This is a genomic window from Streptomyces sp. NPDC020379 (assembly GCF_044387105.1).
GTDB lineage: Bacteria > Actinomycetota > Actinomycetes > Streptomycetales > Streptomycetaceae > Streptomyces.
The window spans coordinates 14,230-35,595 of sequence record NZ_JBIRVR010000024.1; the positions used below are offsets into that span (position 1 = coordinate 14,230).

At 71.3% G+C, this 21,366-nt stretch carries 19 protein-coding genes and 1 pseudogene; 10 read left to right on the top strand and 10 right to left on the bottom strand.

From position 1 onward, the window contains the following. The first annotated feature begins 211 nt into the window (after positions 1 to 211). Positions 212 to 403: a hypothetical protein gene (locus ACH427_RS26435; protein WP_398873233.1), complete on the top strand. Its 192-nt coding sequence runs from the start codon at positions 212 to 214 to the stop codon at positions 401 to 403. Next, on the top strand, positions 400 to 549 hold the full coding sequence (locus ACH427_RS26440) for a hypothetical protein (RefSeq protein ID WP_398873235.1): 150 nt from the start codon (positions 400 to 402) through the stop codon (positions 547 to 549). Before ACH427_RS26435 ends, ACH427_RS26440 begins: the two co-directional genes overlap by 4 nt. Positions 550 to 633: 84 nt before the next feature. Here the strand turns inward: ACH427_RS26440 and ACH427_RS26445 are convergent, their stop codons facing one another. Beyond that, complete coding sequence (locus tag ACH427_RS26445) at positions 634 to 1,659, bottom strand: ATP-dependent 6-phosphofructokinase (RefSeq protein WP_398873237.1); 1,026 nt, start codon at positions 1,657 to 1,659, stop codon at positions 634 to 636. A 212-nt stretch (positions 1,660 to 1,871) separates the two neighbouring features. Here ACH427_RS26445 and pta point away from each other — a divergent pair, with 212 nt between their 5' ends. From pta to pyk, 3 genes are all read left to right on the top strand, one after another. Next, complete coding sequence (pta, locus tag ACH427_RS26450) at positions 1,872 to 3,953, top strand: phosphate acetyltransferase (protein WP_398873239.1); 2,082 nt, start codon at positions 1,872 to 1,874, stop codon at positions 3,951 to 3,953. 84 nt (positions 3,954 to 4,037) lie between these two features. Continuing rightward, positions 4,038 to 5,249: an acetate kinase gene (locus tag ACH427_RS26455; RefSeq protein ID WP_398873241.1), complete on the top strand. Its 1,212-nt coding sequence runs from the start codon at positions 4,038 to 4,040 to the stop codon at positions 5,247 to 5,249. A gap of 72 nt (positions 5,250 to 5,321) precedes the next feature. Next, positions 5,322 to 6,749 (top strand): pyruvate kinase, encoded by a 1,428-nt coding sequence (pyk, locus tag ACH427_RS26460; protein ID WP_398873243.1) that lies wholly within the window; start codon positions 5,322 to 5,324, stop codon positions 6,747 to 6,749. An 81-nt stretch (positions 6,750 to 6,830) separates the two neighbouring features. Here the strand turns inward: pyk and ACH427_RS26465 are convergent, their stop codons facing one another. The 4 genes from ACH427_RS26465 to ACH427_RS26480 form a co-directional block, all read right to left on the bottom strand. Then, positions 6,831 to 8,084, bottom strand: a complete 1,254-nt coding sequence (locus tag ACH427_RS26465) for a hypothetical protein (RefSeq protein WP_398873245.1) — start codon at positions 8,082 to 8,084, stop codon at positions 6,831 to 6,833. A 22-nt stretch (positions 8,085 to 8,106) separates the two neighbouring features. Then, positions 8,107 to 8,613, bottom strand: a complete 507-nt coding sequence (locus ACH427_RS26470; RefSeq protein ID WP_398873247.1) for a DUF6114 domain-containing protein — start codon at positions 8,611 to 8,613, stop codon at positions 8,107 to 8,109. 106 nt (positions 8,614 to 8,719) lie between these two features. Then, complete coding sequence (locus tag ACH427_RS26475) at positions 8,720 to 9,373, bottom strand: DUF6230 family protein (protein ID WP_398873249.1); 654 nt, start codon at positions 9,371 to 9,373, stop codon at positions 8,720 to 8,722. Between the two features lie 573 nt (positions 9,374 to 9,946). Then, a complete protein-coding gene (locus ACH427_RS26480) occupies positions 9,947 to 10,918 on the bottom strand; it encodes a tetratricopeptide repeat protein (protein WP_398873251.1) in 972 nt (323 codons plus the stop codon). Between the two features lie 224 nt (positions 10,919 to 11,142). On the opposite strand from ACH427_RS26480, the gene ACH427_RS26485 reads away from it, so the two are divergent. Then, the gene (locus ACH427_RS26485) at positions 11,143 to 11,775 is read left to right on the top strand and encodes a TetR/AcrR family transcriptional regulator (RefSeq protein ID WP_398873253.1); all 633 of its coding nucleotides are present in this window, start codon (positions 11,143 to 11,145) and stop codon (positions 11,773 to 11,775) included. Positions 11,776 to 11,987: 212 nt separating this feature from the next. Here ACH427_RS26485 and ACH427_RS26490 read toward each other — a convergent pair whose 3' ends face one another. The 5 genes and pseudogenes from ACH427_RS26490 to ACH427_RS26510 form a co-directional block, all read right to left on the bottom strand. Beyond that, positions 11,988 to 13,688: a methylmalonyl-CoA mutase gene (locus ACH427_RS26490; RefSeq protein WP_398873255.1), complete on the bottom strand. Its 1,701-nt coding sequence runs from the start codon at positions 13,686 to 13,688 to the stop codon at positions 11,988 to 11,990. A gap of 127 nt (positions 13,689 to 13,815) precedes the next feature. After that, entirely contained in the window at positions 13,816 to 14,142 is a 327-nt protein-coding gene (locus ACH427_RS26495; RefSeq protein ID WP_398873257.1) for a DUF3817 domain-containing protein, read from the bottom strand. 64 nt (positions 14,143 to 14,206) lie between these two features. Then, the gene (locus tag ACH427_RS26500) at positions 14,207 to 14,764 is read right to left on the bottom strand and encodes a MarR family winged helix-turn-helix transcriptional regulator (RefSeq protein WP_398873259.1); all 558 of its coding nucleotides are present in this window, start codon (positions 14,762 to 14,764) and stop codon (positions 14,207 to 14,209) included. A 42-nt stretch (positions 14,765 to 14,806) separates the two neighbouring features. Beyond that, positions 14,807 to 15,124, bottom strand: a complete 318-nt coding sequence (locus ACH427_RS26505) for a hypothetical protein (protein ID WP_398873261.1) — start codon at positions 15,122 to 15,124, stop codon at positions 14,807 to 14,809. Between the two features lie 40 nt (positions 15,125 to 15,164). Beyond that, positions 15,165 to 15,935: pseudogene (locus ACH427_RS26510) on the bottom strand (MFS transporter); the annotation flags it as partial. A gap of 580 nt (positions 15,936 to 16,515) precedes the next feature. Between ACH427_RS26510 and ACH427_RS26515 the strand changes: the two are divergent. The 4 genes from ACH427_RS26515 to ACH427_RS26530 all read left to right on the top strand — a co-directional run bounded on the left by ACH427_RS26515 (position 16,516) and on the right by ACH427_RS26530 (position 21,268). Next, positions 16,516 to 17,949: an amino acid permease gene (locus ACH427_RS26515; protein ID WP_398873263.1), complete on the top strand. Its 1,434-nt coding sequence runs from the start codon at positions 16,516 to 16,518 to the stop codon at positions 17,947 to 17,949. A gap of 123 nt (positions 17,950 to 18,072) precedes the next feature. Continuing rightward, complete coding sequence (locus tag ACH427_RS26520; RefSeq protein WP_398873265.1) at positions 18,073 to 19,008, top strand: ALF repeat-containing protein; 936 nt, start codon at positions 18,073 to 18,075, stop codon at positions 19,006 to 19,008. A 387-nt stretch (positions 19,009 to 19,395) separates the two neighbouring features. Then, on the top strand, positions 19,396 to 20,382 hold the full coding sequence (locus tag ACH427_RS26525) for a DUF5937 family protein (protein WP_398873267.1): 987 nt from the start codon (positions 19,396 to 19,398) through the stop codon (positions 20,380 to 20,382). A 613-nt stretch (positions 20,383 to 20,995) separates the two neighbouring features. Then, positions 20,996 to 21,268, top strand: coding sequence for a hypothetical protein (locus ACH427_RS26530; protein ID WP_398873269.1), 273 nt, complete (start codon positions 20,996 to 20,998; stop codon positions 21,266 to 21,268). Positions 21,269 to 21,366 lie beyond the last annotated feature (98 nt).

Genomic DNA, 21,366 nt, shown 5'->3' on the forward strand with positions numbered 1-21,366 from the left:
GAATCCGCCCAACTGTCCCGGATTCAAGGCCGATACGTCCTTCTTGGCAGTCGACGATGGCCCTGCGCCATCCGAGGCGAGCCGCCCGAGCCGCCCGAAGACCGGATGAGGAAGGACACGACATGAACGACACCTCCGCCACGGAGAAGCGCGACGCCGCTCTCCGCGACAAGGTCCGCGAGGCCAACAAGCGCGGCACCGGGAGCCGAGCGTGATCGCCGTCGCGCATGCTTCCGCCGGTCCGTACGCGATCGTCAAGGGGGATGCCAGGAGGTGCCGCACTTGCGGGTGGCTGGACGAGGCCCGCGCCAGGGCCCGGGCCGGACGGGATGCCGCCGCCGGAGCCGCCTTCGCTCAACAGGCGGTGCGGCACTACTACGACGCGCACCGGGTGAGCCCATGACGACCGCCGGCACCTGGTGTCTGACCTGCGCACGGCTCACCCTCGCCCGCGCCGCCGCGCTCCGCTGCGGCGAGTACGACGAAGCGACCGCAGCCGACCGGGATCTGCGGCAGCACTGGAGCGAAGCCCACTCCGACCCGAGCTGAACCCGGACCCTGCAAACACGAACGCCGGCCCGGCTGGAGAATTCCAGCCCGACCGGCGTCCGAGGTCTGCGACAGGCAGCGGTCCTAGAAGACCGACTCCGCCTCGTCCATGCGGCTCTCGGGGACTCGCTTGAGCTCGGTGACCGCGTCCGCCAGCGGGACCATCGTGATGTCCGTGCCGCGCAGTGCGGTCATCTTGCCGAAGTCGCCTCGGTGGGCGGCCTCGACCGCGTGCCAGCCGAAGCGGGTGGCGAGGACGCGGTCGTACGCGGTGGGGGTGCCGCCGCGCTGGACGTGGCCGAGGATGACCGGGCGGGCCTCCTTGCCGAGGCGCTTCTCCAGCTCCGCGGCGAGCTTCGTGCCGATGCCGGCGAAGCGCTCGTGGCCGAACTGGTCTATGGCGCCCTTGGCGTAGTCCATGGAGCCCTCGGCGGGGTGCGCGCCCTCGGCGACGCAGATGACGGCGAACTTCTTGCCGCGGGCGAAGCGTTCCTCGACCATGGCGACCAGGTCGGCGACGTCGAAGGGGCGCTCCGGCAGGCAGATGCCGTGGGCGCCGCCGGCCATGCCGGACTCCAGGGCGATCCAGCCGGCGTGGCGGCCCATGACCTCGACGACCATGACGCGCTGGTGCGACTCGGCGGTGGTCTTCAGCCGGTCGATGGCCTCGGTGGCGACGCCGACGGCGGTGTCGAAGCCGAAGGTGCGGTCGGTGGAGGAGATGTCGTTGTCGATGGTCTTCGGCACGCCGACGACGGGCAGGCCGGCATCGGAGAGCATCTTGGACGCGGTGAGCGTGCCCTCGCCGCCGATGGGGATGAGGACGTCGATGCCGAGGTCGCGGGCGAGCTCCTTGGAGCTCTCGCACGCCTCGCGCAGCCGCGCGCGTTCCAGCCGGGAGGAGCCGAGGATGGTGCCGCCACGGGCGAGGATGCCGCTGACCGCGTCGAGGTCGAGCTTGCGGTGGCGGCCTTCGAGCAGGCCCTTGAAGCCGTCCTCGAAGCCGATCACCTCGTCGTTGTGGCCGACGACCGCGCGGTGCACCACCGAGCGGATGACAGCGTTCAGGCCGGGGCAGTCGCCGCCTGCGGTGAGGACTCCGATGCGCATCTGGCTGTGTCTCCTGCTCGCTACTGGTACATGTGAGCCGAACCGATTGTTTCACGGGCCGGGGGGGTAGTGACGCACCCCCGCCCGCGCCCCGTGAACCACCTACTGACGCGCGCCTTATCCACGGGCGCAGGTATTGTCAAGAGGGCAAGCCCACCATATCGGGTATTTTTTTACCGCATAAACACGGCGATGGAGCAAGGAGAGCACGCGTGACGCGCAGCGTGTACGTGACCGGGACCGACCGGGGCGACGGCCGCCAGGTCATCGAGCTGGGAGTCATGGAGCTCCTGACCCGCCATGTCGACCGAGTGGGTGTCTTCCGCCCGCTCGTCCACGGTGACGGCCCCGACCGCCTTTTCGAGCTGCTGCGCGCCCGTTACCGGCTGAGCCAGTCGCCGGAGAGCGTGTACGGCCTCTCGTACGGCGAGGCGTCCGCCCTCCAGGCCGAGCGCGGCACGGACGAGCTGGTGTCCGCCCTCGTCGAGCGCTTCCTGGCGGTCGCCCGGCAGCACGAGTACGTGCTCGTGCTCGGCACCGACTACGCGGGCTCCAACCTCCCCGACGAGCTGGCGCTCAACGCACGCCTGGCGAACGAGTTCGGCGCCTCCGTGATCACTGTGGTCGGCGGCCAGGACCAGGACGCCGAGTCCGTACGGGCCGAGGCGCGCAACGCCTACCGCGCGTACGAGGCGCTGGGCTGCGACGTCGTCGCGCTGGTCGTCAACCGCGTGGCCCCGGCCGACCGTACGGCCGTCGCCGAGCGGCTCGCGGCGAGCCTGCCCGTGCCCTGTTACGCGCTGCCCGAGGACGCGTCGCTGTCGGCGCCGACCGTGGCGCAGATCGTCAGCAAGCTCGGCGCCGAGGTGCTGCTGGGCGACGACTCCGGCCTCAACCGCGACGCCCGCGACTTCGTCTTCGGCGGCGCGATGCTCCCGGTGTTCCTGCCGGCGCTGACCGAGGGCTGCCTGGTGGTGACCCCGGGCGACCGCACGGACCTGATCATCGGCGCGCTGGCGGCGCACAGCGCGGGCGCCCCGCCGATCGCCGGCGTGCTGCTGACCCTCGACGAGCGGCCAGGCCCGGACATCCTGGCGCTGGCGGGCCGGCTGGCCCCGGGCACGCCGGTGATCTCGGTGCCGGGCGGTTCCTTCCCGACGGCCGCCGAGCTGTTCGCGATCGAGGGCAAGCTCAACGCCGCCTCGCCGCGCAAGTCGGAGACGGCCCTCGGTTTCTTCGAACGGCACGTGGACACCGCGGAGCTGACGAACCGTATCTCCGTCGCCCGCTCCAGCCGCGTCACCCCGATGATGTTCGAGCACGAGCTGATCGAGCGCTCCCGCTCCGGCCGCCGCCGCGTCGTGCTGCCCGAGGGCGCGGAGGAGCGCGTGCTGCGCGCCGCGGACGTACTGCTGCGCCGCGACGTCTGCGACCTCACGCTGCTGGGCGAGGAGGACGCGATCCGCAAGCGCGCCGGCGAGCTGGGCATCGACCTGGCCGACGCGCAGCTCGTCGACCCGCAGACCTCGCCGCTGCGCGAGCGCTTCGCCGAGCTCTACGCGCGGGTGCGCGCCCACAAGGGCATGACGGTGGAGCTGGCCCACGACATCGTCGCCGACGTCTCGTACTTCGGCACGCTGATGGTCCAGGAGGGCCTGGCCGACGGCATGGTCTCGGGCGCGGTGCACTCCACCGCCGCGACCATCCGCCCCGCCTTCGAGATCATCAAGACGGCGCCGGGCGCGCAGATCGTCTCCTCGGTCTTCTTCATGTGCCTGGCCGACCGGGTGCTCGTCTACGGCGACTGCGCGGTCAACCCGGACCCGAACGCCGAGCAGCTCGCCGACATCGCCATCCAGTCCGCGACGACGGCCGCGCAGTTCGGCGTGGAGCCGCGGATCGCGATGCTGTCGTACTCCACCGGCACCTCCGGCTCCGGCGCCGACGTCGACAAGGTCCGCAAGGCCACCGAGCTGGTGCGCGAGCGCCGCCCGGACCTGCTGGTCGAGGGCCCGATCCAGTACGACGCCGCGGTGGACGCCGCGGTCGCCGCGACCAAGCTGCCGGACTCCGAGGTCGCGGGCAGGGCCACCGTGCTGATCTTCCCCGACCTCAACACGGGCAACAACACCTACAAGGCCGTGCAGCGCTCCGCGGGCGCCGTCGCGGTCGGTCCGGTCCTCCAGGGCCTGCGCAAGCCGGTCAACGACCTGTCGCGCGGCGCGCTGGTCCAGGACATCGTGAACACCGTCGCGATCACCGCCATCCAGGCGCAGGGCGAGCAGCGCCCCTGACGCCCGTTACTGTCGGTACGGGGGCCGCGGCGGCCCCCGTACCGTCAGCCCCGCCGAGACCCGCACACCACCCGGAAAGCCTTCATGACTGCCAACCCCACCCGTGTTCTCGTCCTCAACTCCGGCTCCTCGTCGGTCAAGTACCAGCTGCTCGACATGGCCGACGGCGCCCGGCTGGCCGTGGGCCTGGTCGAGCGCATCGGTGAGGAGACCTCCCGGCTGGCGCACACCCCGCTCGCGACGGGCGGCGGGAAGCGCGAGCGCGAGCAGCCGATCGCCGACCACGAGGCCGCGCTGAACGCGGTGGCCGAGGAGCTGGCCGCGGACGGGATGGGCCTGGACTCGCCGGAGCTGGCCGCGATCGGGCACCGGGTCGTGCACGGCGGCAGGAAGTTCACCGAGCCGACCGTGATCACCGAGGAGGTCGTGGCGGAGATCGAGCGGCTGATCCCGGTCGCCCCGCTGCACAACCCGGCGAACATCACCGGCATCCGCACGGCCCAGGCGCTGCGCCCGGACCTGCCGCAGGTCGCGGTCTTCGACACGGCCTTCCACACCACGATGCCGGAGTCGGCCGCGCGCTACGCGATCGACGTGGAGACCGCCGACGCGCACCGCATCCGCCGCTACGGCTTCCACGGCACCTCGCACGCGTACGTCTCGCGCGAGACCGCCAAGCTGCTGGGCAAGGACCCGTCCGAGGTCAACGTCATCGTGCTGCACCTGGGCAACGGCGCCTCCGCCTCGGCGGTCCGCGGCGGCCGCTGCGTGGACACCTCGATGGGCCTGACCCCGCTGGAGGGCCTGGTCATGGGCACCCGCTCGGGTGACCTGGACCCGGCGGTGATCTTCCACCTGGCGCGCACCGCCGGCATGTCCGTCGACGAGATCGACTCGCTCCTCAACAAGAAGAGCGGTCTGATCGGTCTGTGCGGCGACAACGACATGCGCGAGATCCGCCGGCGCATCGACGCGGGCGACGAGAAGGCGGCCCTCGCCTTCGACATCTACGTGCACCGGCTGAAGAAGTACATCGGCGCGTACTACGCCGTTCTCGGCAAGGTCGACGCGGTGGCCTTCACCGCCGGTGTGGGCGAGAACGCCGCCCCCGTCCGGGAGGCCGCCGTCGCCGGCCTGGAGGAGCTCGGCCTGGCCGTGGACACCGACCTCAACGCCGTCCGGGCGGACGAGCCGCGGCTGATCTCCCCCGGCTGTGCCCGGGTCGCCGTCGCCGTCGTGCCCACCGATGAGGAGCTGGAGATCGCCACCCAGACGTACGCCCTGGTCAGCGCTTGATCACCGACCGGCACTCGGTCTTTCCCACAGCTCGAATATTCCGCTCCGAAACAAACCGATAGGATCTGCCCCATGCGCCGTTCCAAAATCGTCTGCACCCTGGGCCCCGCCGTCGACTCCTTCGACCAGCTGAAGACGCTGATCGAGGCGGGTATGAATGTGGCCCGTTTCAACATGAGCCACGGGACCCACTCGGAGCACGAGGAGCGGTACCACCGCCTCCGTAAGGCCGTCGAGGAGACCGGCCGCGCGGTCGGCGTCCTGGCCGACCTCCAGGGCCCGAAGATCCGCCTGGAGACCTTCGCGGACGGCCCCGTGGAGCTGGTGCGCGGCGACGAGTTCACCATCACCACCGAGGACGTCCCGGGCGACCGCACGATCTGCGGCACGACCTACAAGGGCCTGCCGGGCGATGTCTCCAAGGGCGACCAGATCCTGATCAACGACGGCAACGTCGAGCTCCGGGTCACCGAGGTCGAGGGCCCGCGGGTCCGGACGATCGTCATCGAGGGCGGTGTGATCTCCGACCACAAGGGCATCAACCTGCCCGGCGCGGCGGTCAACGTCCCGGCGCTGTCCGAGAAGGACATCGAGGACCTGAAGTTCGCGCTCGCGATGGGCTGCGACATGGTCGCGCTGTCCTTCGTCCGCGACGCCAAGGACGTCCTCGACGTGCACCGCGTCATGGACGAGGTCGGCCGCCGGGTGCCGGTCATCGCCAAGGTCGAGAAGCCGCAGGCCGTCGCCAACATGGAGGGCGTCGTCATGGCGTTCGACGGTGTGATGGTGGCCCGTGGTGACCTCGCGGTGGAGTATCCGCTGGAGAAGGTCCCGATGGTGCAGAAGCGCCTCATCGAGATGTGCCGCCGCAACGCCAAGCCGGTGATCGTCGCGACCCAGATGATGGAGTCGATGATCACCAACTCGCGGCCGACCCGCGCCGAGGCGTCCGACGTCGCCAACGCGATCCTGGACGGCGCGGACGCGGTCATGCTGTCGGCCGAGTCGAGCGTCGGCGCCTACCCGATCGAGACGGTCAAGACGATGTCCCGCATCGTCGAGGCGGCCGAGGAGGAGCTCCTCTCCAAGGGCCTCCAGCCGCTCGTCCCGGGCAAGAAGCCGCGCACGCAGGGCGGCGCGGTCGCCCGTGCCGCCTGCGAGATCGCCGACTTCCTCGGCGCGAAGTCGCTGGTCGCCTTCACCAAGTCCGGTGACACGGCCCGCCGGCTGTCCCGCTACCGCGCGGCCCAGCCGATCCTGGCCTTCACCACGGACGCCTCCACCCGCAACCAGCTCACGCTGAGCTGGGGCGTCGAGACCTACGTCGTGCCGCACGTCGACAACACCGACGCGATGGTCGACCTGGTCGACGCGGAGCTGCTGAAGCTCAAGCGCTACAGCGCGGGCGACACGATGATCATCACCGCCGGCTCGCCCCCCGGCATCCCGGGCACGACCAACATGGTCCGCGTCCACCACCTGGGCGGCGAGGGCCGCTAGCAGGACAGCGGAGGGGCCGGTGCCTGGCTGAAGTCCAGCCAGGAACCGGCCCCTCCGGCGTTCCCTCAGGGAGGCGTTCCCTTACGGATACGTGCCATTCGTCAGGTACTGGTGCAGGTTCGGGATGTGCAGCGTGCCGCCGAACTGGCCGCCCTGCCGGATCTTCACGTTCGTGTAGAAGATCGGGATCGGCAGCTTCAGGCCGGGGATCAGCGGCGGCGGGCTCGTGGGGCTCGCGGTCGACGGGATCAGCCCGAGCAGATTGCCCTTCAGCTCCTCGGTGTACATCGTCACCTGCCCGCCCGTGACCGTGGAATCCGTCCCGGGCCCGGCGACGTGGTACTCCTTGCCGTAGCTGTTGACGATCTGGTGCAGGTCCTTGATCGTCAGCGCGTCCGCGGTGAACTTGAGCACGGACTTCTGCTGCCCGTTCGCCATCGTGATCTTCTTGATGCCGTCGTAGGTCAGCCCCTTGAGGGTGAGGACGCTCGCCTCCAGATACCAGGGCTGGTCGGGGAAGGCGTGCCCGTCGTTCCCGTCCACCGCCTTCCCCTTGGGGCACGGCGGCAGCGCTCCCGGGGAAGCGCTCGTGCCCGGACTCGCGCCCGGCGAGGGCGCGGTGCTGGGGGGTGCGCTCGAGGGTGCCCTGGACGGCTCGGTGGACGGCGCCGTCGACGCCTTCCCGCTGGGCCGGCCGTCGGGCGTACGGGCGTCCGCGGGCGGCGGCACGTGCTGCGCGCCGGACGGCGCGGAGGACGGACCGCCCGACGGGGCGGGCGCGGAACTCGGCGGCGCCGACGGCTGCTTCCCGGCGCCGGACCTGCCGCCGTCCAGGATGTCCCTCAGCTTGTCGCCGAGCCCCAGCGGGTCCAGCGGGTTGAACGACTTGGACGGCGAGGGGGAAGCGGAAGGCGACGGCGCGGGCGACGGGCCGGTCCTGGCGGCGTTGCCCGCGTCCGGGCTCTTCCCGGGCTCCGGCCTGGCCTCGGGCTTGGTCTCGGGCCTGGCCTCCGGCTTCGCGGACGGCGGCTCCGGTGCCTTGGAGGGCTGCTCCGTGGGCCGGGTGGCGGACTCCTTCGCGCTCCGGCTCGGCGCGGGGCCCGGACTCGTGCTCCCGCTCGCGCCCGGCTCGGGCGACGCGTCGGGCGCGGTCGCGCACTGCCCGTCGAACGGCTCGGGCAACGGCGGTTTCGCCAGGGCCAGTTGGGGCGTGAACCCCATGCCCATCAGGACGGCCGTCGGCATCGCCGCGATGGCCACGGCCTTGCCCGCGGGCATGTGGAGCCGGGCGAGCAGCGGCTTGCGGGCCGCGGCGTGCCGGGGTCCGCTTCTCACACCCTCGCCCTCGGGTGTCTCCTCACGCGGCACTGTGCCCCCCGTCGCTGTCCTTGAGCAGGCTGAGCCCCGACGGCGGCGTACCGTCCCGCGGCGCGGGGCCGCCCTCCGGCTCCTCCGCCTCCGCGGCCGGCTTGCCCGGCGCCCAGGAGACACCGAGGGCGCCACCGATGAGAGCGAGCAGGAAGCCGATCAGGAACGCCCCGAAGTTGGACACCACCAGCGACACCAGCGCGAGCAGGATCGCCGCGACACCGGCGAAGATCCGCGACTGCTTCTGGAACCAGAGCGTCAGCCCGAGGACGACCAGCAGCACGCCGATGATCAGCGAGCCCGCGCCCGCGGTGGTGGCCATGCGGATGTGCAGGTCGCCCAATGTCATGGTCTGGTACGGGATGTACATGATCGGGATGCCGGCCAGCAGGGTCCACAGCCCGCCCCAGAAGGGGCGCTGCCCGCGCCACTCCCGGAACGAGTGGCGGGCGCGGCCGAATGATCCTGCCGGCCGGGGTCGCGTGTCGGCACTCATGTCGTACGGCTCCTCGGGGCGATCGGTGGTACGTCTGCGCAAGCGCATTGCGGCGCGGGTGTACGGGCGCGGGTACGGTTTCGCGGGGTGCCCGCGCCCGCCTCGACTACTCCAGTTCGGCGTCGGTGAAGCACTCGTTCTTGTTGAAGCCCACGTCCATGTGCAGACCCTTGAGGTTGAACGTGCCCGCGGTGGTGGCCCACGCACGCTGCTTGGCATCCGTGAAGGTCACCCGCTTCGCCTGCTGGGCGAACGAGCCCTTCTCGTAAAGGTCGCCCGGCGCCGGGCCGGGGCCCTTGCCGCCGTTCTCGCCCTTCTTGGTGTTGTCGACCGGCACGCCGATGTCGATGTCCTCGAACTTGGCATCCGCCTTCAGGACGTCCGCGTCGATATAGAGGGTGTCGGCCGTGACCTTGTCCTTGCCGCCACCGGCCGTGAGCTTCATGGTCACGTCTTTGTGGAGCAACGGGATCGGGATGACCACGGACTGGCAGAGGTTGCTGATGGTCGCACTCTTCAGCCCGACCACGGCCACCGGGTGCGGCCCGGCAGAGTTCTTGTCAAGGGCTCCGTACTGGACGAAGTCCTCACCGACCAACTCACCTGCCCGTACCTTGAACTGCTGACCCGAAACACTGAACGAGGCCGCCAGCGCTCCCTGCGCCACCGCCACGCCGATCGCGGCCGTAGCCGCCATACTGGGCACCATCACGACGGCGAACCGGCGCCACCTGGTCCCACCTCGAGTCTGGGACTGCATGGATTTCCTCCTTCTCGGACGTACATCTCCGGTCGGGACCTCATGGCCCGGGCCCGGGATGGGAGAAGTGCTACGTCCTCGGAAAGGAGAGCGCCGCCGCACCCGGCGGCGCGAAACGCCTCCGACGGCACCGGCGATCACCCCCGAGCGACAACCACTGGCCACGCGTTCGCGCAACCGCCGGGACAGGCCCTGCCGTTGACGGCCGGGACCCCCCTGTCCCCGAGCCGCCCCGGTCGCGGGACGGCCCGCCCGGTGGGGACCCACCACCGCACACCGACCGGCTGCCGGGTAAGGGAATGGACCGAGCTTGGCCGATCGTGGTCCATTCACGGCCGGGGCACAAGAGGTTCATTACTAGCGAGTAACGGGCGGATAACCAAGGGGGGTCCACACCGCATCGACCCGCGCCGGAAGGGTGCCGCACCGTGTGCGGAAGGAACGGGAGGCATACGAAAAAACCCGGGCGAATGCCCGGGTTTTTCTTACTCGCAGTAACGAGCCCCGCAATTACCAAGTTTTGGTAAAGCACGGCAGCCCGTGCCGCCTGTGGCACGGGAGAAGGAGGTTCCGTCAGAACAGCGCGCGCGACAGTGCCGTACGCGCGGCACCCACCCGCGGATCATCCGCCCCGATCACCTCGAAGAGCTCCAGCAGCCGCACGCGCGCGGCGTCGCGGTCCTCGCCGGCGGTCCGCTTGATCACGTCGAGCAGCCGGCCGAACGCGTCCTCCACATGCCCGCCGACCAGGTCGAGATCGGCCGCGGCGATCTGCGCCCGCACATCGGCCGGGCCCTCGGCGGCGGCCTTGCGCACCTGCTGGGGGTCCATGTCCTGGACGCGCTGGAGCAGTTCGGCCTGCGCGAGGCCCAGCTTGGCCTCGGCGTTGCCCGGGTCGTCGGACAGCACGTTCCTGTACGCCCGCACGGCGCCGCCCAGGTCTCCCGCGTCCAGCGCGTCGTGGGCCAGGGCCAGGGCGCTGTCGTGCGGGCCCGCGGGTGCTGCCGGGGCGGCCGCGGCCGCGTCGGCGGCACCCGGCTCCACCGGGGCGCCGACGATCCCGAAGCGCTCCTCCGAGACCTGGACGAGCTGGTCCAGCACCTGCCGGATCTGCGCCTCGGGCGCGGCACCCTGGAAGAGCGGCAGGGCCTGCCCGGCCACCACGGCGAAGACCGCGGGGATGGACTGGACGCCGAACTGCTGGAAGAGGAGCTGGTTGGCCTCGACATCGATCTTGGCGAGCACGAACCGGCCGGCGTACTCCGCGGCCAGCCGCTCCAGCAGCGGGCCGAGCTGCTTGCACGGCTCGCACCAGTCTGCCCAGAAGTCGATGACGACGGGCACCTCGGCGGAGCGCTGGAGCACCTCCGCCTCGAAGCCGGCCTCGTCGACGTCGAAGACCAGGCGCTGGGCACCGGCGGCGGGCGCGCCGCCCTGACGGGCGGCCTCGGCACGGGCCTGCTCCGCCTTCTGCTTGGCTTCCCCGGCGGCCTTCACCGCGGCGAGGTCGACCACTCCACTCATGGACATGTTCCGTGGCTGCATGGGCCTATCCTCCCCCCTCGGCACGGCGATCGGAAAAGCGCGCCGTCGTACGGCGCTCGTAGCGTCTTCTTCGGCACCGGGTCCCCACCCGGCACCTGTGGTTGTCGCTCTTTCGCTACGAGTCGTAGCGTAACTGGAAGCCGGTCGCTCGCAATGGGGCACCCCCAGGTCTTTGCGTGATCTGGCTCATACCGGCTTGGCTACTCGGCGGTAAGGTCGCGGCTATGAATTCCGCCCGCGCCCGTACGGGCCGCCCCCGCAGCACCGAGGCCGACCGGGCGATACTCGACGCGACGCGCGCCGCCCTGGTCGAACTCGGCTGGGGGAAGCTGACCATGGGCGATGTCGCGGCGCGCGCGGGCGTCGCCAAGACGACGCTCTACCGCCGCTGGGCGGGCAAGAGCGAGCTGGTCGTGGACGCGGTGGCGGCGCTCTTCGACGAGCACCTGGAGCTGCCCGACCTCGGCAGCCTCACGGCCGACATCGAGGGCGTGGTGCTGCGCTTCGCCGCGCTGCTGGAGCGGCCGGAGACGAAGACGGCGCTGATGGCCGTGGTCGCCGAGTCCACGCGGGACGACGCGCTGCGCGCGCGGATCCGCTGCGCGATCGTGGACCGGCAGAAGCGGCTCGTCCTCATCGGACGGGAGCGGGCGCAGGAGCGCGGCGAGCTCCCGCCGGAGGAGGACGCGGCGGCGGCCGCCCGCAACGCGGACCTGATCTTCGACGTGATCGCCGGAGCGGTGGTGCATCGTGCGCTTGTCAGCGCGGAACCGGTGGACAAGGAGTGGGCACGCGGCTTCACCACGCTGCTGGTGGGCGGCTTGTCCCCGGTCCCGCCCCTTCCCGGCCGCGTCTGATGCGCGGCTCCGCCGCGTGGGGGGCTGTGCCCCAGCCCCCTGACCGCGCTTCGCGCGGTGTCCTCAAACGCCGGACGGGCTGATTTTCAGCCCGTCCGGCGTTTGAGGACGCGCCCGCAGGGCGCTCCCGCCGCAGGCGGCGAACCGGCCCGCACTCGGGGGTCTGGGGCACACGCCCCAGTTTCGGGAAGGGGCGGGGCTGGGGAGAAAACCTAGAAGCCCGCCGGCTCCACGTACGTCCCCCACTCCTCCCGGAGGATGTCGCAGATCTCGCCCAGCGTCGCCTCCGCCCGCACCGCGTCGAGCATCGGCGCGATCATGTTCGCCCCGGACCGCGCGGCGTCCAGCATCTCCTTGAGCGCCGCCGTCACCTTGGCGTCGTCCCGCGCGGCCTTCCGCCCGGCCAGCACGCGGACCTGTTCCCGCTCCACCTCATGGCTGACGCGCAGGATCTCCAGGTCGCCGGTCACGGAGCCGTGGTGGCAGTTGACGCCCACGACCCGCTTGTCGCCCTTCTCCAGGGCCTGCTGGTAGCGGAAGGCGCTCTCGGCGATCTCGCCGGTGAACCAGCCGTCCTCGATGCCCCGCAGAATGCCGGAGGTCATGGGCCCTATGGGGTGCGCGCCGTTCGGCACGGCCCGCGCGCCGCGCTCCTTGATCTGGTCGAAGATCTTCTCGGCGTCGGCCTCGATGCGGTCGGTGAGCTGCTCCACGTACCACGAACCGCCCAGCGGGTCCGCGACATTGACGATGCCGGTCTCCTCCATCAGCACCTGCTGCGTGCGCAGCGCGATCTCCGCGGCCTGCTCGCTGGGGAGGGCGAGGGTCTCGTCGAGGGCGTTCGTGTGCAGCGAGTTGGTGCCGCCGAGCACGGCGGAGAGGGCCTCGACGGCGGTGCGGACGACGTTGTTGTACGGCTGCTGGGCGGTGAGGGAGACGCCTGCCGTCTGGGTGTGGAAGCGCAGCCACTGCGCCTTGTCGGTCTTCGCGCCGTAGGTGTCGCGCATCCAGCGCGCCCAGATGCGGCGGGCGGCGCGGAACTTGGCGATCTCCTCGAAGAAGTCGAGGTGCGCGTCGAAGAAGAAGGAGAGGCCGGGGGCGAAGGTGTCGACGTCCAGGCCCCGGCTCAGGCCCAGCTCGACATAGCCGAAGCCGTCGGCGAGGGTGTAGGCCAGCTCCTGCGCGGCCGTCGCGCCCGCCTCGCGGATGTGGTAGCCGGAGACGGAGAGCGGTTTGTAGGCGGGGATGGAGCGGGTGCAGTGCTCCATGAGATCCCCTATGAGCCGCAGGTGGGGCTCCGGCGGGAAGAGCCACTCCTTCTGCGCGATGTACTCCTTGAAGATGTCCGTCTGGAGCGTGCCGTTGAGGACGGCGGGGTCGACGCCCTGCCGCTCGGCGGCCACGAGATACATGCAGAAGACGGGGACGGCGGGCCCGCTGATCGTCATCGAGGTGGTGACGTCGCCGAGCGGGATGTCCTTGAAGAGGACCTCCATGTCGGCCGCGGAGTCGATGGCGACCCCGCAGTGCCCGACCTCGCCGAGGGAGCGCGGGTCGTCGGAGTCGCGTCCCATGAGCGTCGGCATGTCGAAGGCGACGGAGAGCCCGCCGCCGCCGGCGGCGAGGATCATCTTGTACCGCTCGTTGGTCTGCTCGGCGTTGCCGAAGCCGGCGAACTGGCGGATGGTCCAGGTGCGGCCGCGGTAGCCCGTGGGGTGCAGACCGCGGGTGAAGGGATACTCCCCCGGCCAGCCGATCCGCTCGAAGCCCTCGTACGCGTCGCCGGGGCGCGGGCCGTAGACGGGCTCGACCGGGTCGCCGGAGAGCGTGGTGAAGTCCGCGTCCCGCTTGCGGGCCTTGTCGTACCGCGCCTGCCAGCGGCCGCGCCCTGCCTCGATCGACTCTGCGTCCATGTGCTCCGAACCGCCTCTCCGCGCCCCGCGAATTTACTAGGACGTCCTAGTAAATGGTCGCGCAAGAAAGCCCCGAACACAAGGGTGTCCGGGGCTGTGCGCGTGGCGCGGGTCCACGCGTCTCGCGTCAGGCGGTGGCGGCGGCCTCCGCGACGAGCGGCTCCAGGTCGCGGGTGGCCTTGCGCTCGACGAAGAACGCGGCCGTCGGGATGGTGCCGGCGATGAGCACCCACACCAGCCTGCCGAACGGCCACTTGGCCTTGGAGGCCATGTCGAAGGCGAAGACCAGATAGAGGACGTAGAGCCAGCCGTGCGCGATGGCGATCACGCGGACCGGGCCCGAGACGTCCATGTCCAGCCCGTACTTCGCGATCATGCCGATCGTCAGGAGGATCAGCAGCACACCCGTGATGTACGCCAAGACGCGGTAGCGGGTCAGCACGCTTTGTTTCATGCCCACGAGCGTAACCGCCCGATCCGGGGCGATCTTCGCCACCCCCGGCGCGCGCCGGAAGGCATCACCCGTCCGTGAGATCGTCCGCCCGGTCCCCGGTCGCGTCCTTCGACGCGTCGTCCGCGAAGTCCGCCGCCGCGACCCGCAGCGGGCGCAGCATGTCGAAGATCGCGCCGCACTGCTCCGCGTCGTACGCCCCGAGCCCGAAGTCCATCGCCATCAGGTCGCGGGTGGCCTCCTCGACGACCTGCCGGCCCTTCTCGGTGATCGAGGCGAGCGTGCCGCGCCCGTCGTTGGGGTTGGGCCGCTTGGCGACGAGGCCGGAGACCACCAGGCGGTCGACGGTGTTGGTCACCGAGGTCGGGTGCACCATCAGGCGCTCGCCGATCTTGGACATCGGCAGCTCGCCGGCCCGGCTGAAGGTGAGCAGCACCAGCGCCTCGTAGCGCGCGAAGGTCAGCCCGTACGGCTTGACGACCGCGTCGACCTGGCCGAGCAGGATCTGGTGCGCGCGCATGATCGAGGTGATCGCGGCCATGGACGGCACGGACCCCCAGCGCTGCTTCCAGAGCTCGTCGGCTCGGGCGATGGGGTCGAAGGAGAGGCTGAGCGGCTTCGGCACGCGTCGAGCCTACCCCCCGGTCACATCGTGGTCACCGTCATCTCACGCTCCGGACGTGGCTCCGCCGGGCCCTTCCTCCTTGGCCTCGCGCACGAGTTGCACGGCCTCCGCGAGGCCGAGGCCGGGCCGCGCCTGGCGCACCGCCTTGACGGCGGACACCTCGTGGGTGCGGGGGTCGACGCCCGCCTCCGCGAGGACGCCTCGCGTCCACTCCGCCCGCAGCTCGCGGTCGGGCCGCTCCGCGTACCGGGCGATCAGCCCGGCCGCCAGCTCCAGGCCCGGCCGCTGCTCGTCACTCGCGCCGGCCAGCGCCTCGCGCACGGCCTCGGCGATCGCCTGTGAATCGCGCAGCACGAGCACCTGCGGGCTCCGCTTGCCTCCACCGAACACCGGCGGCTCCCTCCCCTGAAGATCCTTTGCTGGGAGGCGAGCGTACGACACCGCGGATCACCGCTCCCACCACGACCGTACCCAGCACGCCGGTCCCCGCCACCACGTCGTGCACCGGCACGGATTCGGCGGCCGCGCCCGCGAGCGCCATGCCCAGGCCCTGGAGGGTCATCGTGCCCGCCGTCTGCAAGGTCATCGCGCGGCCGCGCAGTTCGTCCGGCACGGCGGCGACGAACCACTGGTCCAGGCCCAGGGTGTACGCCATCCCCGTGCCCGCGAGGGCGACGGCGGGCAGGGCGAGGCCGAGCGGGGGCCGCACCGCGTAGACGAGAAAGGGGAGCAGCAGCACGGCCGCCACCGGCAGCACGATGCGTTCCCGGCCGCGCGGGCCGAGCAGCGAGCCGGCGAGCACCTCGCCGACGATCGACCCCACCGGCATCCCGCACAGCAGCAGCCCCAGGCCGACCGGTCCGGCCCCCGTGCGGTCCGCGTACGGAGCGGCGAGTGCTTCGGGAGCGACCAGGAAGAACGGCGGTGTCCAGGACAACAGGAGCAACGCCCGTACGCGGCGCCGCCCGAAGACCTCCCGCAGCCCGGACAGCGAGGCCGTCAGCAGCGGGCCGCCCCGCTCTGTCCGCCCCGGCCGCCGCCGGGTCCCCAGGCGCAGCAGCAGGGCGGAGGCGAGGAATCCGGCGGCGGTGGCGAGCAGGGCGGCGCGCGGTGAGACGGCGGTGAGCAGCAGCCCGCCCACGCCGAAACCGGTGACCTGCGCCCCTTGCGCTGCCCTCTCGCCGATGTGCGGTGCAGGTTTGTTGCCGCCTGCGGCGGGGCGCCCTTCGGGCGTGGCCGGGCTAGTTGAGCCTCTCGCCATTTCCGAGTGCGGGTTCGTTGCGCCTGCGGCGGAGCGCCCTGCGGGCGCGGCCTCAAACGCCGGCCGGGCTGGGTTGTGGGTTCTTCGCCGTTGTGACAGTGCGGGGCCGTGCCGCTCCGGGGTAACACGGGACTGCTTCGCTTTACGTCCCGCGTCACCCCTGCGCGTCCCGCCCCCTCACGCCGGTGGACACCATCAACCCCGGAGGGGTGCTGAGCTTCAGGGTGCGCATTCCGGCCCGTGGGGACACCTCCCAGCGGTAGCTGGGGAAGAGTGAGGAAGCTCCCCCAGATTCCGTCCGGGAGACCCCAATGGCTCCCCCGCCGCAGGCAGCGAACCGGCCCGCAGCCGGGGGTCTGGGGCACGCGCCCCAGTTCCGGGAAGGGGCGGGGTGGGGGAACAAGCCCGGCGCAACCGAAAGCGACTTGTCGCCACCCGTATCGGTACCTAGGGTCGCGAGCCCAAGATCCGTACGAGAAGGGTTCCGTGGATGCAGCCACCGACAACGGGCGAAACCACAGCGAAAGGCGCGGACAGCCGGGCGGCGGAGGGCGAGTCCGCCGAGGGCTATCAGCGCGGCCTGGGGTCCCGGCAGATCCAGATGATCGCCATCGGCGGCACGATCGGGACCGGCCTCTTCCTCGGCGCGGGAACCGCGATATCCCAGGCCGGGCCCAGCCTCATCATCTGGTACGCCGTCGCCGGCGTCGTGCTCCTCTTCGTCATGCGCGCACTCGGCGAGCTGCTCACCCACAAGCCCGTGGCAGGCAGTTTCGCCGAATACGCGCGGGAGTTCCTCGGGCCCTTCTGGGGATACGCCACCGCGTGGACCTACTGGATCATGTGGGTCACGACCGGCATGGCCGAGATCACCGCCGCCGGGCAGTATGTGAAGTACTGGTTCCCCGGGATCGAGCAATGGCAGACGGCCCTGGTCTCCCTCGTCGTCCTGCTCGCCGTCAACCTCATCTCGGTGAAGGCGTTCGGTGAGCTGGAATTCTGGTTCGCCCTCGTCAAGGTCGTCGCGATCGTCGGCATGATCCTGATCGGGCTCGGGGTGCTCCTCATCGGTTTCGGCGACGTCGGGAAAACCGCCTCGGTGACCCACCTGTGGCAGGACGGCGGCATCGCGCCCCACGGCGCGCACAGCTCCCTGATGACGCTCCAGATCGTCCTTTTCGCCTATCTCGGCGTGGAACTCGTCGGCGTCACCGCGGGTGAGGCGGAGAACCCGCGGAAGAACATCCCGCGGGCGATCAACAGCCTTCCGCTGCGCTTCGGTCTGTTCTACATCGGCACGCTGCTCGTGATCCTTTCCGTGGTCAGCTGGACCGAATTCCACCCGGGCGTCAGCCCGTTCGTCGCCGCCTTCGCCAAGATCGGAATTCCGGCGGCCGCGGGCATCGTCAATTTCATCGTGCTCACCGCGGCCCTCTCCTCGTGCAACGCGGGCGGCCTCTATTCCACGGCACGCATGCTGCGTACAGCCTCGGTCAACGGCCACGCGCCGAAGGCGCTGGCCAGACTGACGGGGCGGGGTGTCCCGGCACCGGCGCTGGCGGTGTCGGCGGTGACCATGGGAGTCGGCGTGCTCATCAACGCGCTCGACCCCGACCACGCGTTCACCTACATCACGTCGGTTTCCACCGGCGGCGCGATCCTCGTCTGGAGCATCATCCTGGTGACGCACATGCGCTATCGCCGCGCCGTCGCCGCGGGCGGGGCGGAACCGTCGCCCTACCGCATGCCGGGTGCTCCTTATACGAATTGGCTCGCGCTCGCCTTCTTCGCCCTGGTGACCGTGCTCATCGCCTGGAGTTCCGACAGCCGGGTGGCGCTGTATGTGATGGGCGTGTGGGTGGTGCTGCTGGCGATCGGCTGGGGGGTGCTGCGGAATCGGAGTGCGCGGCGCGCGGCTTCTTAGGGCGCGGGTTCCTGGAGAGATCCGGAATTTCCGTGTCCGGCACCCTGGGTAAAGGGAACGCCAAGGCCGACATAGGATGATCGGGAAGTTTTGCGTTTCCCTGAGGAAAAGTTGGTACAGCGCATGAAGTTGGCCCGAGTCTCGGCCGTGGTCGCGGCCGCCGCGATCGCCCCGGCGGTTCTGTTCTCCTCCCCGGCGTTCGCCGCCGACACCGTTCCGCCGACGACCGTTTCCACGCCGGACAAGGCTGCAGAGACGAAGCAGGACGCGAAGCAGGACGGGAAGCCGGACGCGAAGGTGGAGGACGAGCCGACGAAGGAGCCCGTCAAGGAGCCGGAGAAGGAGCCCGCGAAGGACGGCTCCGCGAAGAAGGCCGACGAGAACAACCGCTTCGCCATTTTGAGGATGCTCGACGGCGCCGGCCCGACCCTCCGCGAAGCGGCGGAGGCGGCGCTCAACGGCACCCCGGAGGACCGCGTCCGCTTCCTGGAGGACGGGCAGCACTTCGCCCGCCTGACGGACTTGCGCCTGCGCGTCAGCCAGGTCTCCAGCGGTGCGGCTCACGGCTCCCATGTGCGAGCGGCAGCCTATGCGGCGCTGGAGGACGACAGCCCCGAGGCGCTCCGTCACTTCCTGGACGTCGGCCAGTACGAGGCCCGCGCCAAGGACGAGGCGGATGCGGCCGCGGCCAAGGAGAAGGCCGAGAAGGAGGCCAAGGACGCCAAGGACGCCAAGGACAAGGCCGACAAGGAGGCCCAGGAGAAGGCTGAGAAGGACAAGGCCGACAAGGACAAGAGCGACCAGAACAAGGACGCGGCTGAGAACGGCAAGCAGGACGCCAAGGACGACCGCTCTGCCACCGGCAACAAGCCGAAGCCCGTGGTCGTGAAGCCCGCCTCCTCCTCCGACAACGCCGCTCAGCCGGCAGGCGACAGCACCGAACTCGCCTCAACGGGCGCGGGTTCGGCCACCCCCTGGGCGGTCGGCGGCACGGCGGCCGCCCTCGCGACGGGCGCGGCCCTGGTCCTGGCGACGCGCCGCCGCACGTCCGAGCGCTGACGCGCCGCGGCGCTTTGTTCCCCGGCCGCGCCCCTTCCCGGCGGCATCTGATGTGCGGCTCCGCCGCGTGGGGGGCTCGTGCCCCGGGCCCCGCAACACGGCTTCGCCGCGGTGTCCTCAATCGCCGGACGGGCTGATTACGCGGACCGTGGCGCGTGAGCTGCGGGCCGCAGACTACGCGCTACGGTGCGCGATTCAGCCCGTCCGGCGATTGAGGACGCGGCCGCAGGCCGCCCCCGCCGCAAGGCGGCAACGGCGGGTCAGTCGGGAGCCCGGGGCACGCGCCCCCACGCGGCGGAGCCGCACATCAGACGCGGCCGGGAAGGGGCGGGGCCGGGGAAAAAAGCCCGCCGCAGGCGCGCCAACTGGACCGGAAAGGCAGGCCCCATGCCGTACCGCATGCTCTTCGGCGCCGACGACCTGCTGCGCTGCCGCTTCGCCATCTCCCCGCTGTGGGAGACGCACCAGGCCGTCTACACCCTGCTGAACCCCGAGCGGCACGGCTACCATCTGCCGTGGCTACGGCGCGGCCGCGAAGCCGCCGCCAGGCTCGACCTCTCGCCGATCACGCTGGTGAACCCGGTGCGGGGCTATCACCCGGACTTCCTCTGCCCGCCGCCCGACAGCCCGTTGGCCTCCTTCGAGGAGGAACTGGCGCATGTACGGGCCACCGACCTCGATGTCGTGCGGCGCGAGCTCGCGCGGAGCCTCGCCGACACACCGGGCGCGGCGCGGACGCCGGCGGGCCGTGCCATGCTCGCCGATCCGGCAGCGTCGCTACGGCAGTTGACCGCGCTGCTCGAAAGGGTCTGGCACTCCCTGCTCGCCCCCGACTGGCCCCGCTTGCGCGCCCTCCTCGAAGCGGATGTCGCCTTCCACGCGCGGCGGCTCACGGAGGGCGGCCTGGAGGCGCTCTTCGCGGATCTGCATCCGCGCCTCGTGTGGTCCGGCGACACCCTGAGCATCACCCGGCCCGGCGAACACAGCCGGGAGTTGGGCGGCGACGGTCTGACGCTGGTGCCCAGCGCGTTCTCCTGGCCGGAGGTGATCGGCGGGTTCGAACCTCCGTGGCCGACCACGGTCGTCTATCCGGCGCGCGGCATCGCCGGCCTGTGGGCGACGCCGGACACGGACACGGCCGAGGCGCTCGTACGGCTCCTCGGCGCGAACCGCGCCGCGCTCCTCGCGGACCTGGCCGAGCCCGCCTCCACGACTGCCTTGGCCCATCGGCACGGCCTCGCCCTGTCGTCCGTGTCAGCTCACCTATCAGTACTGCGGGCGGCGGGTCTGCTGACGTCGCGGCGCGCGGGCCATCAGGTCCTCTACGAGCGGACGCCGCTCGGGACGGCTCTTGCGGGCGGGCCCGTGCCCTAGATCTGTGCGGGTCCGTTGCGCCTGCGGCGGGCGGCCTCAAACGCCGGCCGGGCTTGGGTGGTGGTGGGTGCCGGGGGCGGGCCTTCCGGGCTGGGGACCTGGAACGCGGTGCGGGCACCGTGAGGCGTATGGAGTGCCGTGACGACGCACCGCGTTCCAGAACCCCACCCTCCAGCCCCACCCCCTCCCACCGGAGGACGACAGCGGGTTGTGGAGCGCGCAGCTCATTTCTTTTCAGCCCGGATACGCCTTTCTTTCCAGCCCGTCCGGCGATTGAGGACGCGGCCGCAGGCCGCTCCCGCCGCAGGCGGCAACCGGCCCGCAGCCGGGGGTCTGGGGCACGCGCGCCCCAGTTTCGGGAAGGGGCGGGGCTGGGGAAAAGCCCGCCGCAGGCGCCCACCCACCCGCAGCCGGGGCCCGGGGCGCGAGCCCCCCACGCGGCGGAGCCGCACATCAGATGCCGCCGGGAAGGGGCGGGGCTGGGGAACAAGCGCCGCAGGCGCCCACCCGCACATGGAGCCCAGGGCGGAGCCCCGCGGTAAGTGACACTCCCCCACCCCCCGGCGATTCCCCCACGACCACGACTTGTCGCCGACGCACCGGAGAGTCCCCGATGGCACAGGATGGCCCCGCCCTCACCGACCGGCTCGAAGTCCTGGAGCGCCGGATCGACACCGGCTATGTGATCGCGAGCGCGGCGTCCGGCGCGGGCGGGCTCGTGGCTACGGGTGTCGCGATGTACGACTACGCGTGGCTGCACGACGGGCCGATGACGACCGCCGGGGTCGCGCTCGCCGGGGCGCTGATGAGCGCGGCGAGCTGGTGTGCCAAGAAGGCGAAGCAGCGCAGGGCGCGCCGTCAGGCGCTGCTGCGCCGCCGCGCCTGATGCCCGTCAGTCCATGCGGCCCGGGCGCGCACCTCGTGTCTGATGCCCAGTCAGATCAGGTGCCCCGGGCGGGATTTGGTGCCTGGTGCCGTGCCGAC